Genomic DNA, 21427 nt, shown 5'->3' on the forward strand with positions numbered 1-21427 from the left:
GCATTCTTTTATTGTCAGACAATTAAATGATTGGCAGGATCGGCCCCGAGGAGAAGCCCCGGGGCCGGCCATGTCGCCGTGCCGCCGGGCCGCAACAGACGCCGCATCAAGGCGGCGCGATGAATGGGAGGATGTCCATGCTGGGACAGATGATGACGCAACCGTTGTTGATTTCGTCACTGATCGATCATGCTGCGCGCTATCATGGTCAGACCGAGATCGTGTCGGTCGAAACCGACGGAACCGTCACCCGGACGAACTGGGGCGAGATCGGCGCCAACGCCCGGCGCATGGGTTCGGCGCTGACCAAGCTGGGCCTGCAGCCGCAGGATCGGATCGGCACCCTGGCCTGGAACAACCGCCGGCATCTTGAGATCTACTATGCGGCCTCGGGCGCAGGGTTTGTCTGCCACACGATCAACCCGCGCCTGTTCCCCGAACAGCTGGTTTACATCATCAACCACGCGCAGGACCGGGTGCTGTTCTTCGACGCCACCTTCCTCCCGCTGGTTGCCGCGATCCGCGATCAACTGATTGAGGTGAAGCATTTTGTCCTGATGGGGCCGCGCGACGAGGACGCACTCCAGCAGATTCCCGGCCTGGAATTCTATGACGAGTTGATCGAGACCGGCGACGCCGATTTCGAATGGCCCGTCTTCGATGAAAACACGGCCTCGAGCCTGTGCTACACCTCGGGCACGACCGGTCACCCCAAGGGGGTTCTGTATTCGCACCGTTCGACCGTTCTGCACAGCTTTGCCTCGAACACCCGCGACGTCATCGGGTATTCGGCGATGGATGTGGTGATGCCGGTGGTGCCCATGTTCCATGTCAACGCCTGGGGGTCGCCCTATGGCTGCGCCATGTCCGGTTCGCAAATGGTGCTGCCCGGGCCGGACCTGCATGGCGAGGCGCTGGTGAACCTGATCGACACCTATGGCGTGACGCTGGCGATGGGGGTTCCCACGATCTGGCAGGGACTGCTGGCCCACGCCGCCAAATGCGGCACCAAGCTGGAAAGCCTCGAACGTACGGTGATCGGCGGTGCGGCGTGCCCGCCCTCGATGATCGAGACCTTCAGGGAAAAATACGGCGTCGACACCGTGCATGCTTGGGGGATGAGCGAAATGAGCCCGCTGGGCACTGCCAACATTCCGCTGGCCAAGCATCGCAAGCTGCCGATCGAGGAACAGCACAAACTGCGCGAGAATCAGGGCCGTCCGCCCTTTGGGGTCGAGCTGAAGCTCGTCGATGACGACGGCAACGATCTGCCGCATGACGGGGTAACGCAGGGCGACCTGATGGTGCGCGGACACTGGGTGTTGGACAGCTATTTCCAGTTGCAGGATCAAGAGCTTCTGCAGGATGGCTGGTTCGCCACCGGTGACGTGGCCACGCTGGATCCCGATGGCTACATGACCATCCGCGACCGCTCCAAGGACATCATCAAGTCGGGCGGTGAATGGATCAGCTCGGTCGAGCTGGAAAACATTGCCGTAGCGCACCCGAAACTGGCCACCGCAGCCGTGATCGGCGTGCCACATCCCAAATGGGACGAACGCCCGCTGCTGGTGGCCGTCAAGGCCGAGGGCGAAGACCCGTCCGAGGCCGAGCTGCTGGGGTTTTTTGACGGCAAGATCGCCAAGTGGCAGGTGCCGGACAAAGTGGTCTTCGTCGACGCACTGCCGTTGAACGCCACGGGCAAGGTTTTGAAACGCAAACTGCGTGATGAGTTCAAGGATGCCTTGGCAGGTTAACGCTTGATTTATTGGGATTTTTGGCTCCGGCGGTAGGGATCGAACCTACGACCAATTGATTAACAGTCAACTGCTCTACCGCTGAGCTACGCCGGAACGGTGCGCGCCGTATAGCAACCCGGTCCGGCGGCGTCCAGAGGAAGATGCGACATTTTTTGGTCGATTTTCGGATTGCCCAAATACCGAGAAATGCGCGCCAAACTATGTAATTTGAAAGTGTCTTCAGAGGAGGTTTTGGCTCCGGCGGTAGGGATCGAACCTACGACCAATTGATTAACAGTCAACTGCTCTACCGCTGAGCTACGCCGGAACTGAGGCGCGTATAGCAATCCGGTTTTTCGGCGTCCAGAGGGGAAAAGCACCGAGGGCGAATTTTTTGTGCGTTCAGGAGATGCGATGAAAACTGGTCTGCACCGACAGCGCGCCCCGGGGGGCGACGCGGTCTTTTCCGGTCAGGTCCACCAGATGGGCAAACACGTTGCGCTCGGCCGCTGGAAGCAGGGCAGGCGGGGTTTCGACATAGATCCGCTGGGCCAGATCCCGGGCTGTGCCCGGGCGCTCGGCCAGCGCGTCGAGTATTTGTGCCTCACGTTCGAGCCGGTGGCGGATCAACCAGTCAAGCCGACCCGAAGGGTCTGTGATCGGCGCGCCGTGTCCGGCATGGAAGACGGACCAGTCGCGTGCGCGTAGCCGGTGGCAGGCTTTCATGAAGTCTGTCAGATCGCCATCCGGAGGCGAAACCAGCGAACTGGCCCAGCCCATCACGTGATCGGCGGTGAAACACACGTCTCCCCAGGCCAGCGCGATGTGATTGCCCAGATGACCCGGCGTGTGAATGACCTCAAGGCCCCATCCGTTCCCCTCGATCCTGTCGCCGTCCGCCAACTCGATGTCCAGGCGGAATTCCGAGTCGATTCCCTCGCCGCCGCCGGCGAGGCCTTGCTCGGCCAGTTGGGACATGATCGCGCTGCGCCCTGCCTGTGGCCCGCCAAAGGCGTAGATCGGGGCACCTGTCCGCTCTGACAGCGGAGCAGCCAGCGGCGAATGGTCCAGGTGGCTGTGGGTGACCACGATATGGCTGATCTTTTGCCCGGGCTGCAGCGCATCCAGAATGGCTTGCATGTGACTGTCGCTCAACGGTCCGGGGTCGATTACGGCAAGGTCGCTGGTGCCCAGGAGGTATGTATTTGTCCCCAGATAGGTCATCGGCGACGGGTTTGGGGCCAGCAAGAGCCTGAGGCCCGGCTGCAGGGCGACAGGGATCCCCGGTTTCGGGTTGAAATCGTCTGCTTGCAGCATCTTGGCCTCTTTCTCTTGGCGGAGCAGCCCGCTAGGTTTAGCGCATGTCCTCGCGCTGGCTCAAACCCTATTTGCCCCGCAGCTTGTATGCCCGGGCGGCCCTGATTCTGGTGCTGCCGGTGATCGTGGTTCTGTTGGTGGTGTCGGTGGCATTCGTGCGTGAACACCTCGAGGATGTGACCGGTCAGATGACCCGCGCAGCGTCGCGCGAAGTGCGGCTGGTTCTGGAAGATATTCAGGGTGCCGAAACCCAACAGCAGGCGTTGGCCGCGGTGCGCCCGGATCTGAGGGTGCTGGACATGCAGGCCCGGTTTCTGGGGATCAACGAAACGCCTACGATTGAACCTCGGCGCTGGTATGATTTCATCGCACCGCAGATCGACGCTGATCTTCGAGAGCTGCTGCCGAACCTCGTAGCGGTATCGTTGCCGGACAGTCAGGTCGCGACTTTGTTCTTGAACACCCATCTGGGTGTTTTGGAGCTTGGCTTCGATCGCCGGCGTCTGTCGACGGTCGCCCCGCACCAGTTGATCGTCACGATGCTGTTCTTTGCGGTGATCATGACCTCGATTTCGTTCTTGTACATGCGCAATCAGTTGCGGCCGATCACTCGGCTGGCCGATGCGGCGCAGGCTTTTGGTCGCGGTCGGGTCGTGCCGTTCACCCCCGGAGGGGCCGTCGAGGTGCGGGCCGCTGGCAGCGCGTTTCTTGACATGCGCGCCCGGATCGAGCGGCAGATCGAGCAGCGGACCCTGATGCTGTCGGGTGTCAGCCATGACCTGCGAACACCTCTGACCCGGCTCAAGCTTGGCCTGTCGATGCTGCCCGAGGAAGATGCAAAGCCGCTGCTTCAGGACGTGAACGAAATGCAGTCACTCCTGGATGCCTTCCTTGATTTCTCGCGTGGCGCGTCCGAGGGCGAGCAGGTCGAGGTTCGTCCGGATGAGCTTTTGCGCTCGATCGTGGATGATGCGCAACGGGCCGGGCAAAGTGTCGAGTTGCTGCCGCTCGAAGGGCAGGGTGCAGTGATGCTGCGTCCGACTGCGATCCGCCGCGCCGTGGAAAACCTGATCGGCAACGCGGTGCGCTACGGGTCGCACGCGATGGTCAGCATGACTCTGACCGACAAATCGCTGCGCATTCGGGTTGAGGATGATGGCCCCGGCATCCCGCCTGAACAGCGGACCGAGGCGGTGAAGCCGTTCAGCCGGTTGGACCCGTCGCGGAACCAGAATCAGGGCAGCGGGGTGGGCCTCGGGCTGGCGATCGTTGCAGATATTGCTCGTGTCCACGGCGGTGTTTTACGCTTGGGACAAAGCGAGCGCTTGGGCGGTTTGTGCGCAGACATCATCATCGGGCGGTGATTTCGGCCGAATATGGTAGGCCCGGAGGGACTCGAACCCCCAACCAAAGCGTTATGAGCGCTCTGCTCTAACCAATTGAGCTACAGGCCCGCCTGAGCGCTTGGGTACCACGCAGAACAGCCGCGTCAAGCCTGACCGTTGCAACGCGGCGCACAATCGACTAACCCGCGCTGAAAGCATTCATGAGGGAACGGCCATGACAGCGGGCAAGAACGGCATCACCTATGCAGATGCGGGTGTGGACATCGATGCGGGCAATGCCCTGGTTGACCGGATCAAGCCCGCCGCCAAGCGGACGAACCGCCCCGGCGTCATGAGCGGCCTTGGCGGGTTCGGCGCGCTGTTTGACCTGAAGGGGGCAGGGTATTCCGACCCGATCCTGGTGGGGGCAACCGATGGCGTGGGCACCAAGCTGCGGATCGCGATCGACACGGGCGTGGTCGATGGTGTGGGCATCGACCTGGTGGCCATGTGCGTGAACGACCTGATCTGTCAGGGGGCCGAGCCGCTGTTCTTCCTGGATTACTTCGCAACAGGCAAGCTGGACACTGACACTGCCGCGCGGATCATCGAAGGCATCGCCGAGGGCTGCGTCCGCTCGGGATGTGCCTTGATCGGGGGTGAGACCGCCGAAATGCCGGGGATGTACCCCGATGGCGATTTTGACTTGGCCGGCTTTGCCGTCGGCGCGATGGAGCGCGGCAGCGATCTGCCTGCCGGTGTGCAGGCCGGGAATGTTCTGCTGGGGCTGGCCTCGGACGGGGTGCATTCCAACGGCTATTCGCTGGTGCGTAAGCTGGTTCAGATCTCGGGCTTGGGATGGGACGCGGACTCGCCCTTCTGCGACGGGCCTTTGGGAGAGGCGCTGCTGACGCCCACGCGGCTCTATGTCAAACCCGCCTTGGCCGCGATCCGGGCCGGTGGTGTGCATGCGCTGGCGCATATCACCGGCGGCGGGCTGACCGAGAACCTGCCGCGCGTGCTGCCCGACGATCTGGGTACGCAAATCGACCTGAATGCCTGGGACCTGCCGCCGGTGTTCAGGTGGATGGCGGAAACCGGGGGCATCGCCGAGGCGGAAATGCTCAAGACCTTCAACTGCGGGATCGGCATGATCGTCGTCTGTGCCGCCGACCGCGCAGATGACCTGGCCGCCCTGCTGACGGATGCCGGCGAGAGCGTCGCGCGCATCGGATCGGTCACCGAAGGGGCGGGCGTCAGCTACGCAGGCAAGCTGCTGTGAGCCACAAGCGCGTCGCCATCCTGATTTCCGGGGGCGGGTCGAACATGGTGTCGCTGGTCGACAGCATGACAGGCGACCACCCGGCGCGGCCTTGTTTGGTTCTGTCGAACAATGCAGATGCTGGCGGACTGGCCAAGGCTGCGGATCGCGGGATTGCCACGGCCGTGGTCGATCACCGGCCGTTCGGCGGCGACCGCGCCGCATTTGAGGCCGAGTTGTGCAAGCCGCTGCTGGAAGCCAAGCCCGACATCATCTGCCTGGCGGGGTTCATGCGCGTGCTGACTGGCGATTTCGTGTCCCGGTTTCAGGGGCGGATGCTGAATATCCACCCCTCGCTGCTGCCCAAGTACAAAGGGCTCAACACCCACGCCCGCGCCATCGCCGCCGGGGATGCCGAACACGGCTGCACCGTCCACGAGGTCACCGCGGCGCTGGATGACGGTCCGATCCTGGGTCAGGCGCGGGTTCTGGTCGAACCCGGCGACACCCCGGATTCGCTTGCTCGGAAGGTGCTGGCCTGGGAACACAAGCTGTATCCGGCGGTTCTGGAGCGCTTTGCCCGTGGCGATCGCGCACCGGTGTTACTCCCCTGATCTTGCGCCAGAGATTTACATGAGCGGCCAATTCGGCCTATGGTCTGGCCAAGCGCTCGGGGCAGAAGAAACCAACGGGCAATGACCAGAGCAAGAGCAAGAATAGCAAGCGCATGAAGACCCTCAAAACCACGCGAGAGTTGGCTGACTTCTGCAAGGCTGCCGCCCAACACCCCTATGTGACCGTCGACACCGAATTCCTGCGCGAGCGGACCTACTACTCCAAGCTATGTCTGGTGCAGTTGGCTGTGCCCTCTGAAGACGAGGACAGCGCGGTATTGGTCGATCCGCTGGCAGACGGGTTGTCGCTGGAGCCGCTTTACGAATTGTTCCAAAACGAAAACGTCGTCAAAGTGTTCCATGCCGCCCGCCAGGACCTTGAGATTTTCTGGGTAGAAGCCGGCATTTTCCCCAAACCGCTTTTCGATACGCAGGTCGCTGCGATGGTTTGCGGTTTCGGCGAACAGGTTGGCTATGAAACGCTGGTTCGCAAGATCTGCAAACAGGGTCTGGACAAGACCTCGCGGTTTACCGATTGGTCGCGGCGCCCGCTGAGTGAGGCGCAGCAGACCTATGCGCTGGCGGATGTGACGCATCTGCGCAAAATCTATGAACATCTGGCCGCCGAGCTGGAAAAGTCCAAACGCAGCCATTGGGTAGCGGAGGAGTTGCGCGTTCTGACCGATCCCGCAACCTATGACATCCGCCCCGAAGAGGCATGGCGGCGGGTCAAGACCCGGACCAACTCGGCCAAGTTCCTTGCGGTGGTGCGGGAGCTTGCCCGGTTCCGCGAGGAATATGCCCAACAAAACAACGTGCCGCGAAGCCGTGTATTCAAGGATGATGCGCTGGTCGAACTGGCGTCGACCAAACCACGCACGCATGCTGATCTGGGCGGCTCGCGTTTGCTGCTGCGCGAAGCGCGGAAAGGTGCCATCGCCGACGGGATTCTGGCCGCCGTGCAGGCAGGTGTGAATTGCCCGCCAGAGGATCTTCCCAAAGTGGACAACAGCCGGGACAAGATCAAGGTGAACCCTGCGCTGGCTGACCTGCTGCGAGTTTTGCTGAAGTCAAAGACGGAAACCGCAGGGGTCGCGGCCAAGCTCATCGCGACCAGCTCGGAGCTGGATCAGATCGCGGCTGGGGACCGTGACGTTGCTGCGATGTCCGGCTGGCGGTTCGAGGTTTTTGGAGAGGACGCGCTCAAACTCTGCAGAGGCGAGATTGCCTTGGCAGCGAAGGGACAAACTGTTCAGGTCGTCCCCCTGTAAGATCGATTTCAGCGCCGACGCGATTCCAGGGCGTTCTGCTGACCGACCACGCGGATCAGACGAATGCCTTCAAGGTCCTGACGGCTGACATTGACTGCATCGGTCACTTCACGCGTACGTTCGGGCCCCTGCGCAGTGGCATAGGTCGGGTAGTTCACGCGAAAAACGAACTCCATGACGCCGTTCTTCCGGTTTTCCTCGGATTCGACGAAGGTGAGCTTTGCGTCATAGGCGCCTTGGCGGAAGGCGGTGCCTTGCGCAACAACGATGGCACCCGAGGCGTTCGGCTCGATCCGCAGCTCTGTGATGGTGGTGATCGGTACGCTGGTGTCTTCAGGTTCAGGGCGCGCGAACAGTCCCCGGCCCGAGCTTTGCTTCGGTACCAGCGCGTCTGCGTCGCTGGCCGATGTCTCGACCGGGGCAGGGGTGCTGTTCCCGAACCAGTTCGACGGGTTTGCCCGGGAGTCGCGCCAGCTGCTGCAGGCGGACAGGGTCAACAGGGTGACGAGAAGGACGGAAACAGTTTTTTGCATGGACCCAAAGCTTTGCAAGGTATTACTCGCACTGGGTAGCCTACTTTGGGTCGTTTGAAAAGCCGCCCATAGGGGTGGACACCGGACATCGGGCGACTTAGGTCAGAACCAGAACCGCAACCAGAGGACCCACGTTCATGGCCACGCCTGCCTTTGAGGAGATTGTCGAGGATTTCGAGTTCCTTGAGGACTGGGAGGACCGGTACCGCCACGTGATCGAGCAGGGCAAGGCGATGGAGCCGCTGGATGACGCCTTGAAGGTGCCGGCAACCAAAGTCCATGGCTGCGCTAGTCAGGTCTGGCTTCATCCGGTGATCGAAGATGGTGTTTTTCGGTTTGACGGCGACAGCGATGCGCTGATCGTGCGTGGTCTGATTGCTGTATTGCGCTCGCTTTACAACGGTTTGCCCGTTGCCGAAGTGGAGAAGGTCGACGCCGCGGCCGAGCTTGCCCGATTGGAATTGAATGAACATCTGTCGGCCCAGCGGTCGAACGGTGTGCGTGCGATGATCGACCGAATCCGAGACGTAGCGCGCGAAAACGCCTGAGACAGTTTCACCACTCGGGGGCCAATCAGGAAGATTTGGGGCCTGCGCCGGCCCAGTCTGTCAGCGTGGTCTGGAGATCGCCATATCCGGTGAAACGGCGTTCGAACTCCAGCCCCATCCGCTCCGCGCATTCCTGTGCCCGACGGGTCAGTTCGGGGTCATCTGTCTGCGCCTGGTAGATCAGCTTGGTGTAATTTCCGAAATACATGTCGCGCAGTTCCGGGTGCCGATCCAGCCCCAGCGGCTTCCAGACGAACGCATCGAATTGTCTGGCCAGAAAGTCGGTCAGGTAGAAGGCCGTAGTCTCATCGTCGCCGCGTTCGGCGAATTTTTCGTTTCCTTCGAAGAAGGAATAGCAGTGCGGCCCCCGCACCATTTCGACACCCAGCCGTTTACACGCCTGCTCCAACAGTCCGCCGGTCCCGCAATCGGCATAGACGACAAAAATCCGGTCATACTGGTCGCGATGCTTGGCGACGGCATCCTCGACAGCCTGAGTGATCCGTTCGGGATAGACATGCAGGATGGCAGGCAGGCACGTCAGTGCAAGGTGGTCCCAGCCGTTGCGTGTCTTCAGATCCAGAATCTCGCGCGCCAACGCACCGCAGGCGATCAATAGGATGCTTTGCTGTGAATCCATTTCGTCAAACCCCTGTTCCGTCAGGCATTTGTCGTCAGGTATGTCATGCTGCGGCATGTGTCGCCTCCGCAAGGTTCCAATGTCAAATGACTGCGAAAAAGCCCCGGATGCAAGTTCGCGGCCTTTGGGATCACACACTCGGCACCTGAGTTTCGATCTCGTTGTGATGCCACGGCCCGGAAATGAAAAAGCCGCCCGGACAGGCGGCTTTGACAAAACAAGGCGTGCAGGATCAACCCGCCAGTTGGTTGTGCTTGCGCGAGACGAACTCCTTGGCGGTTTCGACCGCAACCGCCGCGTCCCGGCAATAGGCGTCAGCGCCGATCGCCTTGCCGAACTCTTCGTTCAGCGGGGCGCCGCCTACCAGCACGATGTAATCGTCACGCTTGCCCTGTTCGACCAACGTGTCGATGACCACTTTCATGTACGGCATGGTCGTCGTCAGCAGGGCCGACATGCCCAGAATATCAGGCTGCTCGGTTTCAAGCGCTTCCAGGTAGTTTTCGACCGGATTGTTGATGCCGATATCGACAACCTCGAAACCGGCGCCTTCCATCATCATCGAGACGAGGTTCTTGCCGATGTCGTGGATGTCGCCCTTGACGGTGCCGATCACCATCTTGCCAACGCGCGGAGCGCCGGTTTCCGCCAGCAGAGGCTTGAGGATGGCCATGCCGCCCTTCATCGCGTTGGCGGCCAGCAGAACTTCGGGCACGAACAGGATGCCGTCGCGGAAATCCTGGCCGACGATAGTCATGCCGCCGACAAGCGCCTTGGTCAGAATGTCATAAGGTGCCCATCCACGTTCCAGCAGGATGTTCACGCCTTCTTCGATCTCTTCCTTCAGACCATCGTAGAGGTCATCAAACATCTGTTCGACGAGTTCGTCGTCGTTGAGTTCCGACAGGACGATGTCTTCTTCATCGGACATGGGTCATTTCCCTGAGCTGGCGGGCCTTGCGCCCTTGGTGGCTGTTTTTCCCGTTTTGGCCATTTCGCCGCAGTTAGACTGTGACGATTGCGACCTCGGCGGTTCCGAGACCGACCTATAGGTGAAAATCTTGCCGCGCTCGACGCCAAATTTCACATGATCTTTCTGAGCGGTATTCATGGGTTCTGTGCTTGAGACAAGGCCGGCAACTGTGATGGCAGACTTGCCGCGGAAACCCGCAGATGCTAGGAATTACGGGAACAAAGAGGGAACAAATATGCCGTTGCGCCACACTATTTCCGGGCGAGGTGCCGTATCGAACGATGCTGGTCGGTACGAGGCGTATGCGCACGAAGCGGTCGATGACGGCTGGGAGGATCCCGAGCCTCTGCCTCCCTTGCGAACCTCGGTTCGGGACGAGGTCGCGAAGTCTCTGATCACCTACAACAAGTCACCCGATCTGCCATTTGACCGGTCGATCAACCCGTATCGCGGGTGCGAACACGGTTGCGTCTACTGCTTTGCCCGACCCACACATGCATATCTCGGTCTATCTGCCGGGTTGGATTTCGAAACGCGACTGATCGCACGTCCGAACGCGCCTGATGTGCTTGCGCGCGAGCTTTCGTCCGCGCGGTACAAGGTGGCGCCGATTGCGCTGGGTACAAATACGGACCCGTATCAGCCGATCGAAAAAACACGTTCAATCACAAGGGCCTGCCTGGAGGTTCTGAGAGATTTCAACCACCCGGTTGCGATCGTGACCAAGGGTGCTTTGATCGAACGGGATATCGACATTCTCGCTTCGATGGCCGCCCTCGGGCTGGTCAGGGTCGGCATCTCGCTGACCACGTTGGATGATGGCCTGTCGCGGCGGATGGAACCGCGTGCCCCTGCACCAAAACGTCGGCTGCGCACGATCCGAAAGTTGACCGAGGCCGGGATTCCCGTGCGCGTCATGACGTCCCCGATCATTCCGGGACTGACCGATCACGAGCTTGAAGCGCTGTTGGAGGCGGGCCGCGACGCAGGCGCGGATGCGGCCAGTTGGATCATGCTACGGTTGCCCCGCGAAGTCTCTCAACTGTGGCAGGAGTGGTTGTCCGAGCACGAGCCCGGTCGCGCCGAAAAGGTCATGGCGCGGTTGCGCGAAATGCACGGGGGCAGGGACTACGACCCGCGGTGGGGGCATCGGATGCGCGGCGAGGGGGTCTACGCCGAAATGGTCGCCAAGCGGTTCAAGTCTGCGATTGCGCGATTTGGATTGGCGACCACAACTCCCAAACTGCGTTGCGACCTCTTTGCCCGGCCTGCGCGGGCCGGGGATCAATTGTCACTGTTCCAATAAGAAAAGACCCCGCTCGATGGCGGGGCCTTTTGTCTGTCTCAGCGGTTTTCGATGTCGACGTAGTCGCGCAGAGTTTCGCCCAGATACAGCTGGCGCGGGCGGCCAATCTTGTTCTGAGGATCGGCGATCATTTCTTTCCACTGGCTGACCCAGCCAACGGTGCGCGACAGGGCGAAGATCGGGGTGAACATCGAGGTCGGGAAACCCATCGCCTCGAGAATGATGCCCGAGTAGAAATCGACGTTCGGGAACAGCTTCTTGTCGACGAAATACGGATCTTCCAGTGCCTGTTTCTCAAGCGCCTTGGCGACCTGCAGTTTCGGGTTGTTCTCGATGCCCAGCAAGTCCAGAACCTCATCGGCCGACTGCTTCATCACTTTGGCGCGCGGGTCAAAGTTCTTGTACACGCGGTGACCAAAGCCCATCAGGCGGAACGGATCGTTCTTGTCCTTGGCGCGTTCGATGAACTCGGGGATGCGGTCGACGCTGCCGATCTCTTCCAGCATCTCGAGGCAGGCCTGGTTGGCGCCGCCGTGCGCCGGGCCCCAGAGGCAGGCGATACCGGCCGCGATGCAGGCGAACGGGTTCGCGCCCGACGACGAAGCCAGACGCACGGTCGAAGTCGAGGCGTTCTGTTCGTGATCGGCGTGCAGGGTGAAAATCCGGTCCATGGCGCGGCTGAGGATCGGGTTGACGACGTAGTCCTCGGCCGGAACGGCGAAGCACATGTACAGGAAGTTCGACGCGTAGTCCAAGTCATTGCGCGGGTAGATGAACGGCTGACCGATCGAGTATTTGTATGCCATCGCCGCAATTGTCGGCATTTTGGCGATCAGGCGGTGCGTCGCGATTTCGCGCTGGCGCTCGTCGCCCACGTCAGTCGAGTCGTGATAGAAAGCCGACATGGCTCCGACCACGCCCACCATCGTAGCCATCGGATGCGCGTCGCGGCGGAAGCCACGGAAGAAATAGTGCATCTGCTCGTGGATCATCGTGTGGCGGGTGATGGTCGTTTCGAACTCTTCCAGTTCGTCGGCCTTGGGCAGGTACCCGTACAGAAGCAGGAAGCACACTTCGAGGAAGTGCGATTTCTCGGCCAGTTGGTCGATCGGATAGCCACGGTGCAGCAATTCGCCCTTTTCACCGTCGATATAGGTGATGGTGCTGTCGCAGCTTGCGGTCGAAGTGAAGCCCGGGTCGTAGGTGAACACGCCGGCCTGACCGTAGAGCTTGCGGATGTCGACTACGTCGGGTCCGGCCGTTGGCGAATGAACCGGCAACTCATAGGTTTTTCCGTGGACGGTCAGAGTCGCTGTCTTGTTGCTCTCGGTCATGTTTTCCCTTCCTCAATCATACGAATGCCGGCTCGCTGACCGACAAAACGGGCGGTGATCGCGCAAGTCTGCGCGAGTCAGGTCGTAGCGGAGCAGCGTTACCCGAATGTGAAGTCAGGACTGTGCCGCTGCATCAGAAATCCGTGCAATGGTCTCATCCCGACCCAGCACGAGCATCATGTCAAAAACCGAAGGTGTGACGGCCCGACCCGCCAACGCAGCCCTGAGGGTGCCAGCCAGCTTGCCGAACTTCAACCCGTTTGCCTCGGCAAACGAATTGAGGGTCTCCTCCAGTTCGTTCCGGGTCCAGCTAGCATTTTGCAGCTGCGGCGTCAATTGATCCAGTATACCGTCGGATACAGAACTCAGCGCCTTTTCTGCCTTCTCATCGCGCTCGATCGGTCGCGAAGTCAGTGCAAAATTCGCCTTTTCAAGGAGTTCCGGAAATGTACGCGCCCGATCCTTGAGGCAATACATCGCACGTTCCAAATCACCCGATTGTGTTTCTGTCAGCGCAGGCAGGCCAGCGGCGTCCAGATATTCTTCGATTTCTTGCCGCAATGCAGCATCATCGGATATGGCGATGTGCTGTCCGCACAAGTTCTCGAGCTTTTTCAGATCGAACCGCGCCGGGCTTTTCCCAATTCCGTCCAGGTCGAACCATTCCTTGGCCTGTTCATCTGTAAAAAACTCGTCGTCCCCGTGGCTCCAGCCCAGGCGCGCCAGGTAGTTTCGCATACCGGCGGCAGGATAGCCCATGGCCTGATACTCCTGCGCGCCCAACGCGCCGTGCCGCTTGCTGAGTTTCTTGCCGTCAGGGCCGTGGATCAGCGGGATGTGCGCCCAAACCGGAACCTTCCAGCCCATGGCTTCATAGATCATCATCTGCCGCGCCGCGTTGTTCAGGTGGTCGTCGCCGCGAATGACATGCGTCACACCCATGTCGTGGTCATCAACGACCACCGCCAGCATATAGACCGGTGTGCCGTCCGAACGCAGGAGGACCATGTCGTCCAGCTGATCGTTTCGGATGGTCACGTCACCCTGGACCTTGTCGCGGATGACGGTTGTGCCGTCCTGCGGAGCCTTGATCCGCACAACGAAGGGGCGATCGGGGTGGGTGCTGGGATCGGCGTCGCGCCACGGGCTGCAGAACAAGGTCGACTTGCCTTCGGCCCGGGCCTGTTCACGAAAGGCCGCGATCTCTTCCTGGGTTGCAAAGCACTTGTATGCTTTGCCTTCTGCCAGCAGCTGGTGGGCGACTTCGGCGTGACGAGCTGCGCCCTCGAACTGGCTGATGACATCTCCGTCGTGGTCGAGCCCGAGCCAGCTCATGCCCTTGAGGATTGCCTCGGTCGCTTCGGGCGTTGACCGTTCGCGGTCCGTGTCTTCGATCCGCAGCAGGAACTTTCCGCCACGACCGCGGGCGTAAAGCCAATTGAACAGCGCAGTACGGGCTCCGCCAATGTGCAGATAGCCGGTGGGCGAGGGTGCAAATCGGGTGACGACCTGATCGGACATTGTAGTGATTAACCTTTTGGTAACCGCGTTGAGCGTAGAGTTGAGCCTGTCTAACGAGCCTCAAGGACGGGGGCAACCATGCGTGTTGTGGCGTGGGTCGAAGGTGCGTTGCTAAACCAGCGAGGGCACCTTTTGCCTTGGTCTCCGGTTTGTCTGGCCATCGGCATAGGCCTGTATTTCGCAATCCGGTTCGAGCCGGATGCGCGGATTTATTCCGGCCTGTCCGGGTTGGTCCTGCTTGCCATTTGGGCCAGCCGCCGGATGTCGTCTGCCTGGGCTCCGTTGGCAATAGGGGGGGCGCTGGTCGCCGTTGGGTTCATCCTGGCGGGTGCTCGCGCTCACATGGTTGCAGAGCCGGTTTTGAAATGGCGCTATTACGGCCCGGTTGAGGGGAGGGTCGTGGCGTTGGATCGCTCTGCTTCGGATGCGCTGCGGGTTACGCTGGACCAGGTACGGATCGGGGACGTGCCGTCGGACCAAGCCCCGCGGCGCATCCGACTTTCGTTGCATGGCGACCATGTACCGATTGTGCCAGGGCAACGCGTTATGACGACGGCCCATCTGTCACCGCCGCAAGGTCCCGTCGAACCCGGCGGCTTTGATTTTCGCAGACACGCCTGGTTTCAGCGCTTGGGCGCGGTCGGATACGCGCGCACGCCAGTGGTCACCGCCGCTCCGTCCCGCTTTGAGGCCGGGGTGCGTATCGCTGCCGTGCGCATGGCCATTTCCGACAGAGTGAGAGAAGTGCTGCCAGGTGATGTCGGCGGCTTTGCCGCAGCTGTTTCGACCGGGGATCGCAGCGGCATCAGCGCCGCCGCTTTGGACAATTTGCGTGCGTCGAACCTTGCCCATCTGCTTGCAATCTCCGGCCTGCATATGGGGTTGTTGACGGGGTTCGTCTTTGTGACTTGCCGGGTACTGCTTGCGGCCTTGCCCGCCTTGGCGTTGCGGTGGCCGGTTCGCAAGGTTGCCGCGGTCTGCGCGCTGATCGCTGCAACGCTCTATCTGTTGCTTTCTGGGGGCAATGTCGCGACCGAGCGCGCCTTCGTGATGGTATCGGTTCTGTTTGGGGCAGTTTTGATCGATCGGCGTGCCATATCCTTGCGGGCCGTCGCGGTTTCCGCGCTGTTGGTGCTGTTTCTTCGCCCTGAATCATTGCTCAGCCCCGGTTTTCAGATGTCCTTTGCCGCCACGACAGCACTGGTCGCGGTTTTCGGTGCCCTTCGCGACGTCGAGGTTCCAAGAGCGCCCAAGTGGTTGCGCCCGGTGGGTGGGCTTCTGTGCTCCTCGGCGGTCGCTGGTTTGGCGACCGCCCCAATTGGTGCGGCGCATTTCAACATGGTTTCGCACTACGGCTTGCTGGCCAACACCCTGTCCGTGCCGGTTATGGGATCCGTCGTGGTTCCCTCGGCAGTTCTGGCAGCGATCCTCGCGCCTTTCGGGATCGAGGCCGTGGCGATCCATGTGATGGGTTTCGGGCTGGCGTGGATCCTGGCCGTTTCGGACTGGGTGTCCGGCCTGGATGGTGCGCGGAGCTTTGTTGCCAGCTCGCCCGGTTTTGTCCTGCCGCTGTTTTCCTTGGGTGCGCTGTGGGTCGTTTTGTGGCAGGGACGCAGCCGCTGGGTCGGAGTTTTTCCGATGGCGTTTGCCGCCGTATTCTGGGGACAAGGCCAGCGACCCGAGGTGCTGATCGCCGATTCAGGTGGTTTGGTTGGGGTGATGACCGAGCGGGGCCGCGCGTTGAGCAAGGAAAAGGGCGCTGGGTTCGTCGCTTCGGTCTGGCTTGAAAACGATGGAGACGGAGCAACCCAGCCGGAGGCTGCAGGCCGGTGGCCATCGGCCCCAGATCTTGTTCAGCGATACCCTTTCGAGAAATTCCAGCTGGTCCACATCACGGGCAAGCGCGCGGCCCAGCAGGTCACCGTTTGCCACCCGGGCGAACTCGTGGTCTCTGCTGTGCCGATCAAGCTGACTGGTGACTGCGCCGTTTTTGATCCAGATCGACTGCGAAAGACCGGAAGCCTTGCGATCCGCCAAGGAAAGCTGTTCAGCAGCGCTGATGCGACGGGGCCGCGCCTTTGGTCACCGGCTCGGCCCGACGGCTTCAGTAAGTCCGAATAAGTCCGACCAGACGCCCTTGGACCTTGACCTTGTCCTCGGGCAATACCCGCGTTTCGTAGGCGGGGTTGGCAGCCTCGAGCGCGATCGCCTGGCCGCGCCGGAAGAACCTTTTGAGGGTTGCTTCCTGGTCTTCGACCAAGGCCACGACAATGTCGCCATTGTCTGCCGAAGATGTTTCGCGGATCACGACTACGTCCCCGTCATTGATACCGGCGTCGATCATGGAATCTCCGCGCACCTCAAGGGCATAGTGTTCGCCACGGCCCGATACCATCGTGCCCGGTACCGCAACATGATGGGAAACGTGGCTGATCGCCTCGATCGGAACACCGGCGGCAATTCTGCCCATCACCGGAAGTTCGAGAGCGTCCACCGACACAGGCTCGACATTGGCGGGGCGGGGCACGCTGGGCTTGTCACCTTCGATCACGCGGGGCGTGAAGCCGGCGGTCGGCTCGCCCCCCAGACTTTCGGGCAGTTTCACGATCTCGATCGCGCGCGCCCTGTGGGCGAGACGCCGAATGAACCCACGCTCTTCCAGCGCGGTGATCAACCGATGGATGCCGGATTTGGATCTCAGGTCCAACGCCGTTTTCATTTCGTCAAAGCTGGGTGGAACACCGTCCGCCTGAACGCGTTTGTGGATGAATTCCAGCAAATCCAATTGCTTCTTGGTCAGCATCGCTCACACCTCGTTGCCCATACGTTTTCTTTTGTTCTACGCATGTTCACGTTTTGTGTCAATGGATTTGCCGACTGAACCTAGATGGCCAGGTAGGACACCGTTTCCCCCGCAGCCCGCGCGGGATCGTTTGGAGGGCGCATCAGCAAGGCGTTCGACCGCGCCAGAACGCTGAGCAGCGAACTGTCCTGATCCTCGAATGCGCGTATCCCATTGCTTTCCAATCGAGCGCGCATGTAATGCTCGCGCGGGCCGTTTGGTGGAAGGGCATCCGACAAGATGGCCTGATGGAGAATCGGGTCAACAGTCTGGATGCCCAGCATCTTTTTGACCAAGGGGACCAGGAAGAGATATCCGCAAACCATCGCGCTGACCGGGTTGCCGGGCAACCCGATCATCGTCGCATCACCCAGCCGCCCGGCCATCAGCGGCTTGCCGGGGCGCATCAGGACCTTGTAGAAGGATTGCTTGAGCCCCAGCCGATGCGATGCTTCGGCCACAAGGTCGTAGTCACCCACCGACGCTCCGCCAATTGTCACGACCAGATCGGAGCCTTCGGCCAAGCCAAACGCGGTTTCCAGCGATGACAGGGTGTCCTGTGCCACTGGCAACATGCGAACATTTGCGCCAGCTTTCTCGAGCAACGCTTTGATGCCAAACGAGTTTGAGGCAATGATCTGGTCAGGTCCCGGAGTTTCGCCCGGCATGACCAGCTCGTTTCCCGTAGCGATCAGCGCGATCTGAGGTTTGCTGGCCACTGAGACGGTTGGAACATTCATCGCCGCCAGCAATGCAAGATCTTCGGGCGAGAGAACTCGCGGTGCACTAACCGTATCGCCGATGGTAAAATCCACGCCTGCCGGTCGGATGTTGGTTTTTTGGCCGGGTTCTTCCGTGATCGTCAACAGATCGCCGCGCCGGTCGGTATCTTCCTGGATGACGACGAAATCTGCCCCCTCGGGGACCGGAGCCCCGGTGAAGATCCGAACCGCCTGACCCGGGCCCAGCGTACCCGTGAAACGCTGGCCAGCGGCGGCCTCACCGATGACCTTGAACATCGCGTGACGTTCAACCTCGGCCGACTTCAGCGCATATCCATCCATTGAAGAGGCGGCAAACGGGGGTTGGTCCCGCTCGGCTTTGACATCCCGCATCAGCACTCGGCCGGCCGCGTCAGCCAGCGCAATCTTCTCTTCGGGCATGGTGGCTACCAGGCCGAACAGCAGCTGTCGGGCTTCTTCAACCGTTATCATTTCGCCTCGTAACGACCGGATTTTCCGCCATCTTTCAGCAGAACATGGATGCCGCCGATTTCCATCCCCTTGTCAACGGCCTTGGCCATGTCATAGACGGTCAGCGCTGCGGTAGACACGGCTGTCAGGGCCTCCATCTCGACGCCAGTCTGTCCGGTGGTCTTGACCGTCGCTTCGATCTGCACGCCGGGCAGGTCAGGGTCCAATGTCAGGTCGACCGACACTTTGGTGACAGGCAAGGGATGGCACAGCGGAATCAGGTCCGGTGTTTTCTTTGCCCCCATTATTCCGGCCAACCGGGCAACCCCGAGAACATCGCCCTTCTTCGCGCGGCCTTCGGAAATGATTTCAAAGGTTTGGTGCGCCATTTTCACGTGGCCCGCGGCAACGGCGACCCGGTTTGTCGTGTCCTTGTCCGATACATCGACCATATGGGCCTGGCCGTCGCTGTCAAAATGCGTCAGGGGCATCACATGACCCCCGGCACCAGCGGGTTCGACAGGATGTGACGGGTTGCGGCGGCGACGTCCTGCTGCCGCATGAGGCTTTCTCCGATCAGGAAACACCGGGCACCATAGCGGGCGATATCCGCTAGGTCTTCCGGAGTGTTCAGCCCGCTTTCGCACACGATCATGCGGTCAGCGGGAACCAGCTTGGACAAGCGTCGAGTGGTATCAAGCGAAGTTTCGAACGTCTTGAGATTGCGGTTGTTTATCCCGATGAGGGGGCTTTTTAGATCGGCCGCGCGCTCAAGCTCGGCCTCGTCATGTACCTCGATCAGGACATCCATGTCCCAGTCAAACGCGGTCTGTTCCAGTTCGGCGGCTTGCTGGTCGTCCACCGATGCCATGATGATCAGGATACAGTCGGCGCCCAGTGCGCGCGCTTCGACCACTTGATAGGGATCATACATGAAGTCCTTGCGTAATGCCGGAAGCGAGCATGCAGCCCGGGCCGCGGTCAGGAATTCCTTGGCACCCTGAAAGCTTGGTGTGTCGGTCAAAACCGAAAGGCAGGCGGCGCCGCCTTCTTCGTAGGCCTTTGCCAGCGCGGGCGGATCGAAATCCTCACGGATCAACCCTTTGGACGGGCTTGCTTTCTTGATTTCGGCGATCAGACCATACCCGCGGCGACTGGCCGTGCGCAGTGCCTCCACAAAGCCGCGCGTCTCAGACGCTTCGCGGGCTTGTTGCTCAACCTCGTCCAGGGGAACTTGGGCTTTGTCGGCGGCGACTTCTTCCAGCTTGTAGGCCTTGATCTTATCCAGAACGGTTTCGGTCATGCGGCTTCCTGTGTGAGTTGTGCCAAAGCAGCAATCTTGTCTTTTGCCTTGCCGCTGTCGATGCTTTCGGCGGCCATTTCGACGCCTTCTTTCAGGTCTGGTGCAGCTTCGGCGACCACAAGGGCCGCAGCCGCGTTCAGCAGGACCGCATCCCGATAGGCCGACGGCCCGCCATCCAGTAACGCGCGGAACGCGACGGCGTTTTCCTCGGGTGTGCCGCCCAGAATATCTTCAAATGGATGAACCGGCAGGCCCGCATCTTCGGGATGCAGTTCAACCTCTTTCACCCGTCCGTCCTCAAGCGACGCAACCCAGCTGATGCCAGTAATCGTCAACTCGTCGGTCCCGTCCGAGCCATGTACCAGCCAGGCGTGCTCGGCCCCAAGCAGGCCAAGGGTCTCGGCCATCGGTCGGATCAGGTCACGGCTGAAGGCTCCGGTCAGCTGCCGCTTGACGCCGGCGGGGTTGGTCAGGGGGCCAAGGATGTTGAAGATGGTTCGGGTGCCAAGCTCTTGCCGGGTGGGCATGACATGGGCGATGGCCGGGTGATGCATGGGGGCCATCATGAAACCAATGCCGACGGTCTGCAAAGCATTTTCAACGACTTGCGGCCCGACCATCACATTGATTCCCATCTGTCCCAATGCATCGGCGGCCCCGGATTTCGAGCTGAGATTCCGGTTGCCGTGCTTGGCCACGGTCACGCCCGCGCCAGCAACGACAAAGGCCGTTGCGGTCGAGATATTGAGTGTGCCTTTCCCGTCGCCGCCGGTCCCCACGATGTCAATCGCGCCCGCTGGTGCTTTGACCGCGTTGCATTTCGCTCGCATCACGGCGGCGGCGGCGGCATACTCCTCGACCGTTTCGCCGCGCGTCCTCATAGCCATCAACAGACCGCCGATCTGGCTGGGCGTCGCGCGACCCTCAAACAGGATCTCAAAGGCCTGTTCGGCTTCGGCACGGGTCAGGGCGCGATCGGCCGCAGCTCCGATCAACGGTTTCAGCGCGTCACTCATGCGGGGACTTTCATTTCGTTCAGGAAATTCTTCAGCAGAGCGTGGCCGTGTTCCGAGGCGATCGATTCCGGGTGGAATTGAACACCATGGATCGGCAGCTCCTTGTGTTGCAGGCCCATGATGGTGCCGTCTTCCAACTCTGCCGTGATTTCGAGGCAATCGGGCAGGGTATCCCGATCGACGACCAGTGAGTGGTAGCGGGTCGCCTCAAACGGTGACGGCAGGCCGGCGAACAGGCCATTGCCAGTGTGATGCATGGTTCCCATTTTGCCGTGCACGATTTCGTGGCACCGCACAACCTTGCCGCCGAAGGTCTGACCAATGGTCTGGTGACCCAGACATACACCCATCAAAGGCGTGCGCGTTTCCGCAGCTGCCTCGGTCAGCGCGAGGCAGATCCCGGCCTGGTCCGGATCACAAGGGCCGGGGCTCAGCAAGATGCCGGCAGGGTTCATGGCCATTGCTTCCTGCACATCCAGCGCATCATTGCGGCGCACGACCATTTCCGCGCCCAATTCGCCCAAATAGTGGACAAGGTTGTAGGTAAACGAGTCGTAGTTGTCGATCAGCAGCAGCATTTGGCACTTGTCTTGTGTTTGGGCAATTCGGACTGGCGATACAGCCCCGCGCCACGGTATAGTGTTGGGACATACATGCTCAGGCTTGTGCGGCAGCGTCAAGGGGACAACCT

The 21427-nt window shown here is 60.9% G+C and carries 20 protein-coding genes and 3 tRNA genes; 8 read left to right on the forward strand and 15 right to left on the reverse strand.

Features of this window, described 5'->3' with window-relative positions; all coding sequences use genetic code 11:
* Nucleotides 1-137: 137 nt before the first annotated feature.
* Complete coding sequence (locus tag ACR0FC_RS04120) at nucleotides 138-1757, forward strand: long-chain-fatty-acid--CoA ligase (protein ID WP_170338424.1); 1620 nt, start codon at nucleotides 138-140, stop codon at nucleotides 1755-1757.
* 21 nt (nucleotides 1758-1778) lie between these two features.
* Here the strand turns inward: ACR0FC_RS04120 and ACR0FC_RS04125 are convergent.
* The 3 genes from ACR0FC_RS04125 to ACR0FC_RS04135 all read right to left on the reverse strand — a co-directional run bounded on the left by ACR0FC_RS04125 (nucleotide 1779) and on the right by ACR0FC_RS04135 (nucleotide 3056).
* Nucleotides 1779-1853: transfer RNA gene (locus ACR0FC_RS04125), tRNA-Asn, on the reverse strand.
* A gap of 139 nt (nucleotides 1854-1992) precedes the next feature.
* A tRNA-Asn gene (locus ACR0FC_RS04130) sits at nucleotides 1993-2067 on the reverse strand.
* 74 nt (nucleotides 2068-2141) lie between these two features.
* Nucleotides 2142-3056, reverse strand: a complete 915-nt coding sequence (locus ACR0FC_RS04135) for an MBL fold metallo-hydrolase (protein WP_170338426.1) — start codon at nucleotides 3054-3056, stop codon at nucleotides 2142-2144.
* Between the two features lie 44 nt (nucleotides 3057-3100).
* On the opposite strand from ACR0FC_RS04135, the gene ACR0FC_RS04140 reads away from it, so the two are divergent.
* Nucleotides 3101-4420 (forward strand): ATP-binding protein, encoded by a 1320-nt coding sequence (locus ACR0FC_RS04140; RefSeq protein WP_170338428.1) that lies wholly within the window; start codon nucleotides 3101-3103, stop codon nucleotides 4418-4420.
* Between the two features lie 13 nt (nucleotides 4421-4433).
* Here ACR0FC_RS04140 and ACR0FC_RS04145 read toward each other — a convergent pair.
* Nucleotides 4434-4510, reverse strand: a tRNA-Ile gene (locus ACR0FC_RS04145).
* A gap of 106 nt (nucleotides 4511-4616) precedes the next feature.
* Here ACR0FC_RS04145 and purM point away from each other — a divergent pair.
* The 3 genes from purM to rnd all read left to right on the forward strand — a co-directional run bounded on the left by purM (nucleotide 4617) and on the right by rnd (nucleotide 7527).
* Entirely contained in the window at nucleotides 4617-5663 is a 1047-nt protein-coding gene (gene purM / locus ACR0FC_RS04150) for a phosphoribosylformylglycinamidine cyclo-ligase (protein WP_170338430.1), read from the forward strand.
* A complete protein-coding gene (purN, locus tag ACR0FC_RS04155) occupies nucleotides 5660-6256 on the forward strand; it encodes a phosphoribosylglycinamide formyltransferase (RefSeq protein WP_170338432.1) in 597 nt (198 codons plus the stop codon). The genes purM and purN overlap by 4 nt, the downstream gene beginning before the upstream one ends.
* Before the next feature lie 113 nt (nucleotides 6257-6369).
* The gene (rnd, locus tag ACR0FC_RS04160; protein WP_093962192.1) at nucleotides 6370-7527 is read left to right on the forward strand and encodes a ribonuclease D; all 1158 of its coding nucleotides are present in this window, start codon (nucleotides 6370-6372) and stop codon (nucleotides 7525-7527) included.
* Between the two features lie 8 nt (nucleotides 7528-7535).
* On the opposite strand, the gene ACR0FC_RS04165 is transcribed toward rnd, so the two are convergent.
* Nucleotides 7536-8060, reverse strand: coding sequence for a hypothetical protein (locus ACR0FC_RS04165; RefSeq protein ID WP_170338433.1), 525 nt, complete (start codon nucleotides 8058-8060; stop codon nucleotides 7536-7538).
* A gap of 137 nt (nucleotides 8061-8197) precedes the next feature.
* On the opposite strand from ACR0FC_RS04165, the gene ACR0FC_RS04170 reads away from it, so the two are divergent.
* A complete protein-coding gene (locus ACR0FC_RS04170) occupies nucleotides 8198-8608 on the forward strand; it encodes a SufE family protein (protein ID WP_170338435.1) in 411 nt (136 codons plus the stop codon).
* A 25-nt stretch (nucleotides 8609-8633) separates the two neighbouring features.
* On the opposite strand, the gene ACR0FC_RS04175 is transcribed toward ACR0FC_RS04170, so the two are convergent.
* Together ACR0FC_RS04175 and ACR0FC_RS04180 are read right to left on the reverse strand one after the other, a co-directional pair.
* Nucleotides 8634-9305, reverse strand: coding sequence for a DUF1638 domain-containing protein (locus ACR0FC_RS04175; protein WP_170338437.1), 672 nt, complete (start codon nucleotides 9303-9305; stop codon nucleotides 8634-8636).
* Between the two features lie 175 nt (nucleotides 9306-9480).
* Entirely contained in the window at nucleotides 9481-10179 is a 699-nt protein-coding gene (locus ACR0FC_RS04180) for a corrinoid protein (RefSeq protein WP_093962188.1), read from the reverse strand.
* Between the two features lie 277 nt (nucleotides 10180-10456).
* Here ACR0FC_RS04180 and ACR0FC_RS04185 point away from each other — a divergent pair, with 277 nt between their 5' ends.
* Nucleotides 10457-11527: a PA0069 family radical SAM protein gene (locus ACR0FC_RS04185; RefSeq protein ID WP_170338438.1), complete on the forward strand. Its 1071-nt coding sequence runs from the start codon at nucleotides 10457-10459 to the stop codon at nucleotides 11525-11527.
* A 38-nt stretch (nucleotides 11528-11565) separates the two neighbouring features.
* On the opposite strand, the gene gltA is transcribed toward ACR0FC_RS04185, so the two are convergent.
* A complete protein-coding gene (gene gltA / locus ACR0FC_RS04190) occupies nucleotides 11566-12861 on the reverse strand; it encodes a citrate synthase (RefSeq protein ID WP_170338439.1) in 1296 nt (431 codons plus the stop codon).
* A 114-nt stretch (nucleotides 12862-12975) separates the two neighbouring features.
* Nucleotides 12976-14382 (reverse strand): glutamate--tRNA ligase, encoded by a 1407-nt coding sequence (gene gltX, locus ACR0FC_RS04195; protein ID WP_170338440.1) that lies wholly within the window; start codon nucleotides 14380-14382, stop codon nucleotides 12976-12978.
* A 78-nt stretch (nucleotides 14383-14460) separates the two neighbouring features.
* Here gltX and ACR0FC_RS04200 point away from each other — a divergent pair, with 78 nt between their 5' ends.
* Nucleotides 14461-16503, forward strand: a complete 2043-nt coding sequence (locus tag ACR0FC_RS04200) for a ComEC/Rec2 family competence protein (protein WP_170338441.1) — start codon at nucleotides 14461-14463, stop codon at nucleotides 16501-16503.
* Here the strand turns inward: ACR0FC_RS04200 and lexA are convergent.
* The 6 genes from lexA to ACR0FC_RS04230 form a co-directional block, all read right to left on the reverse strand.
* The gene (lexA, locus tag ACR0FC_RS04205; protein ID WP_093962183.1) at nucleotides 16487-17185 is read right to left on the reverse strand and encodes a transcriptional repressor LexA; all 699 of its coding nucleotides are present in this window, start codon (nucleotides 17183-17185) and stop codon (nucleotides 16487-16489) included. The genes ACR0FC_RS04200 and lexA overlap by 17 nt on opposite strands.
* Nucleotides 17186-17265: 80 nt before the next feature.
* The gene (locus ACR0FC_RS04210) at nucleotides 17266-18438 is read right to left on the reverse strand and encodes a molybdopterin molybdotransferase MoeA (RefSeq protein ID WP_170338442.1); all 1173 of its coding nucleotides are present in this window, start codon (nucleotides 18436-18438) and stop codon (nucleotides 17266-17268) included.
* On the reverse strand, nucleotides 18435-18908 hold the full coding sequence (gene moaC / locus ACR0FC_RS04215; protein WP_170338443.1) for a cyclic pyranopterin monophosphate synthase MoaC: 474 nt from the start codon (nucleotides 18906-18908) through the stop codon (nucleotides 18435-18437). The genes ACR0FC_RS04210 and moaC overlap by 4 nt, the downstream gene beginning before the upstream one ends.
* The gene (gene trpC / locus ACR0FC_RS04220) at nucleotides 18908-19720 is read right to left on the reverse strand and encodes an indole-3-glycerol phosphate synthase TrpC (RefSeq protein WP_170338444.1); all 813 of its coding nucleotides are present in this window, start codon (nucleotides 19718-19720) and stop codon (nucleotides 18908-18910) included. The genes moaC and trpC overlap by 1 nt, the downstream gene beginning before the upstream one ends.
* Nucleotides 19717-20736 carry an anthranilate phosphoribosyltransferase gene (gene trpD / locus ACR0FC_RS04225; RefSeq protein WP_170338445.1) on the reverse strand — a complete coding sequence of 340 codons (1020 nt, stop codon included), beginning with the start codon at nucleotides 20734-20736 and terminating at the stop codon, nucleotides 19717-19719. Before trpD ends, trpC begins: the two co-directional genes overlap by 4 nt.
* Entirely contained in the window at nucleotides 20733-21314 is a 582-nt protein-coding gene (locus ACR0FC_RS04230) for an anthranilate synthase component II (protein ID WP_170338446.1), read from the reverse strand. Before ACR0FC_RS04230 ends, trpD begins: the two co-directional genes overlap by 4 nt.
* Nucleotides 21315-21427 lie beyond the last annotated feature (113 nt).

This window comes from Ruegeria sp. BB9, assembly GCF_056539345.1.

Excerpts from the sequence above, each read along its gene's own strand:
- ACR0FC_RS04120 (WP_170338424.1), top strand. The coding sequence starts at position 138 with ATGCTGGGACAGATGATGACGCAACCGTTGTTGATTTCGTCACTGATC.
- ACR0FC_RS04135 (WP_170338426.1), bottom strand. The coding sequence starts at position 3,056 with ATGCTGCAAGCAGACGATTTCAACCCGAAACCGGGGATCCCTGTCGCC.
- ACR0FC_RS04140 (WP_170338428.1), top strand. The coding sequence starts at position 3,101 with ATGTCCTCGCGCTGGCTCAAACCCTATTTGCCCCGCAGCTTGTATGCC.
- purM (WP_170338430.1), top strand. The coding sequence starts at position 4,617 with ATGACAGCGGGCAAGAACGGCATCACCTATGCAGATGCGGGTGTGGAC.
- rnd (WP_093962192.1), top strand. The coding sequence starts at position 6,370 with ATGAAGACCCTCAAAACCACGCGAGAGTTGGCTGACTTCTGCAAGGCT.
- ACR0FC_RS04165 (WP_170338433.1), bottom strand. The coding sequence starts at position 8,060 with ATGCAAAAAACTGTTTCCGTCCTTCTCGTCACCCTGTTGACCCTGTCC.
- ACR0FC_RS04170 (WP_170338435.1), top strand. The coding sequence starts at position 8,198 with ATGGCCACGCCTGCCTTTGAGGAGATTGTCGAGGATTTCGAGTTCCTT.
- ACR0FC_RS04175 (WP_170338437.1), bottom strand. The coding sequence starts at position 9,305 with ATGCCGCAGCATGACATACCTGACGACAAATGCCTGACGGAACAGGGG.
- ACR0FC_RS04180 (WP_093962188.1), bottom strand. The coding sequence starts at position 10,179 with ATGTCCGATGAAGAAGACATCGTCCTGTCGGAACTCAACGACGACGAA.
- ACR0FC_RS04185 (WP_170338438.1), top strand. The coding sequence starts at position 10,457 with ATGCCGTTGCGCCACACTATTTCCGGGCGAGGTGCCGTATCGAACGAT.
- gltA (WP_170338439.1), bottom strand. The coding sequence starts at position 12,861 with ATGACCGAGAGCAACAAGACAGCGACTCTGACCGTCCACGGAAAAACC.
- gltX (WP_170338440.1), bottom strand. The coding sequence starts at position 14,382 with ATGTCCGATCAGGTCGTCACCCGATTTGCACCCTCGCCCACCGGCTAT.
- ACR0FC_RS04200 (WP_170338441.1), top strand. The coding sequence starts at position 14,461 with ATGCGTGTTGTGGCGTGGGTCGAAGGTGCGTTGCTAAACCAGCGAGGG.
- lexA (WP_093962183.1), bottom strand. The coding sequence starts at position 17,185 with ATGCTGACCAAGAAGCAATTGGATTTGCTGGAATTCATCCACAAACGC.
- ACR0FC_RS04210 (WP_170338442.1), bottom strand. The coding sequence starts at position 18,438 with ATGATAACGGTTGAAGAAGCCCGACAGCTGCTGTTCGGCCTGGTAGCC.
- moaC (WP_170338443.1), bottom strand. The coding sequence starts at position 18,908 with ATGCCCCTGACGCATTTTGACAGCGACGGCCAGGCCCATATGGTCGAT.
- trpC (WP_170338444.1), bottom strand. The coding sequence starts at position 19,720 with ATGACCGAAACCGTTCTGGATAAGATCAAGGCCTACAAGCTGGAAGAA.
- trpD (WP_170338445.1), bottom strand. The coding sequence starts at position 20,736 with ATGAGTGACGCGCTGAAACCGTTGATCGGAGCTGCGGCCGATCGCGCC.
- ACR0FC_RS04230 (WP_170338446.1), bottom strand. The coding sequence starts at position 21,314 with ATGCTGCTGCTGATCGACAACTACGACTCGTTTACCTACAACCTTGTC.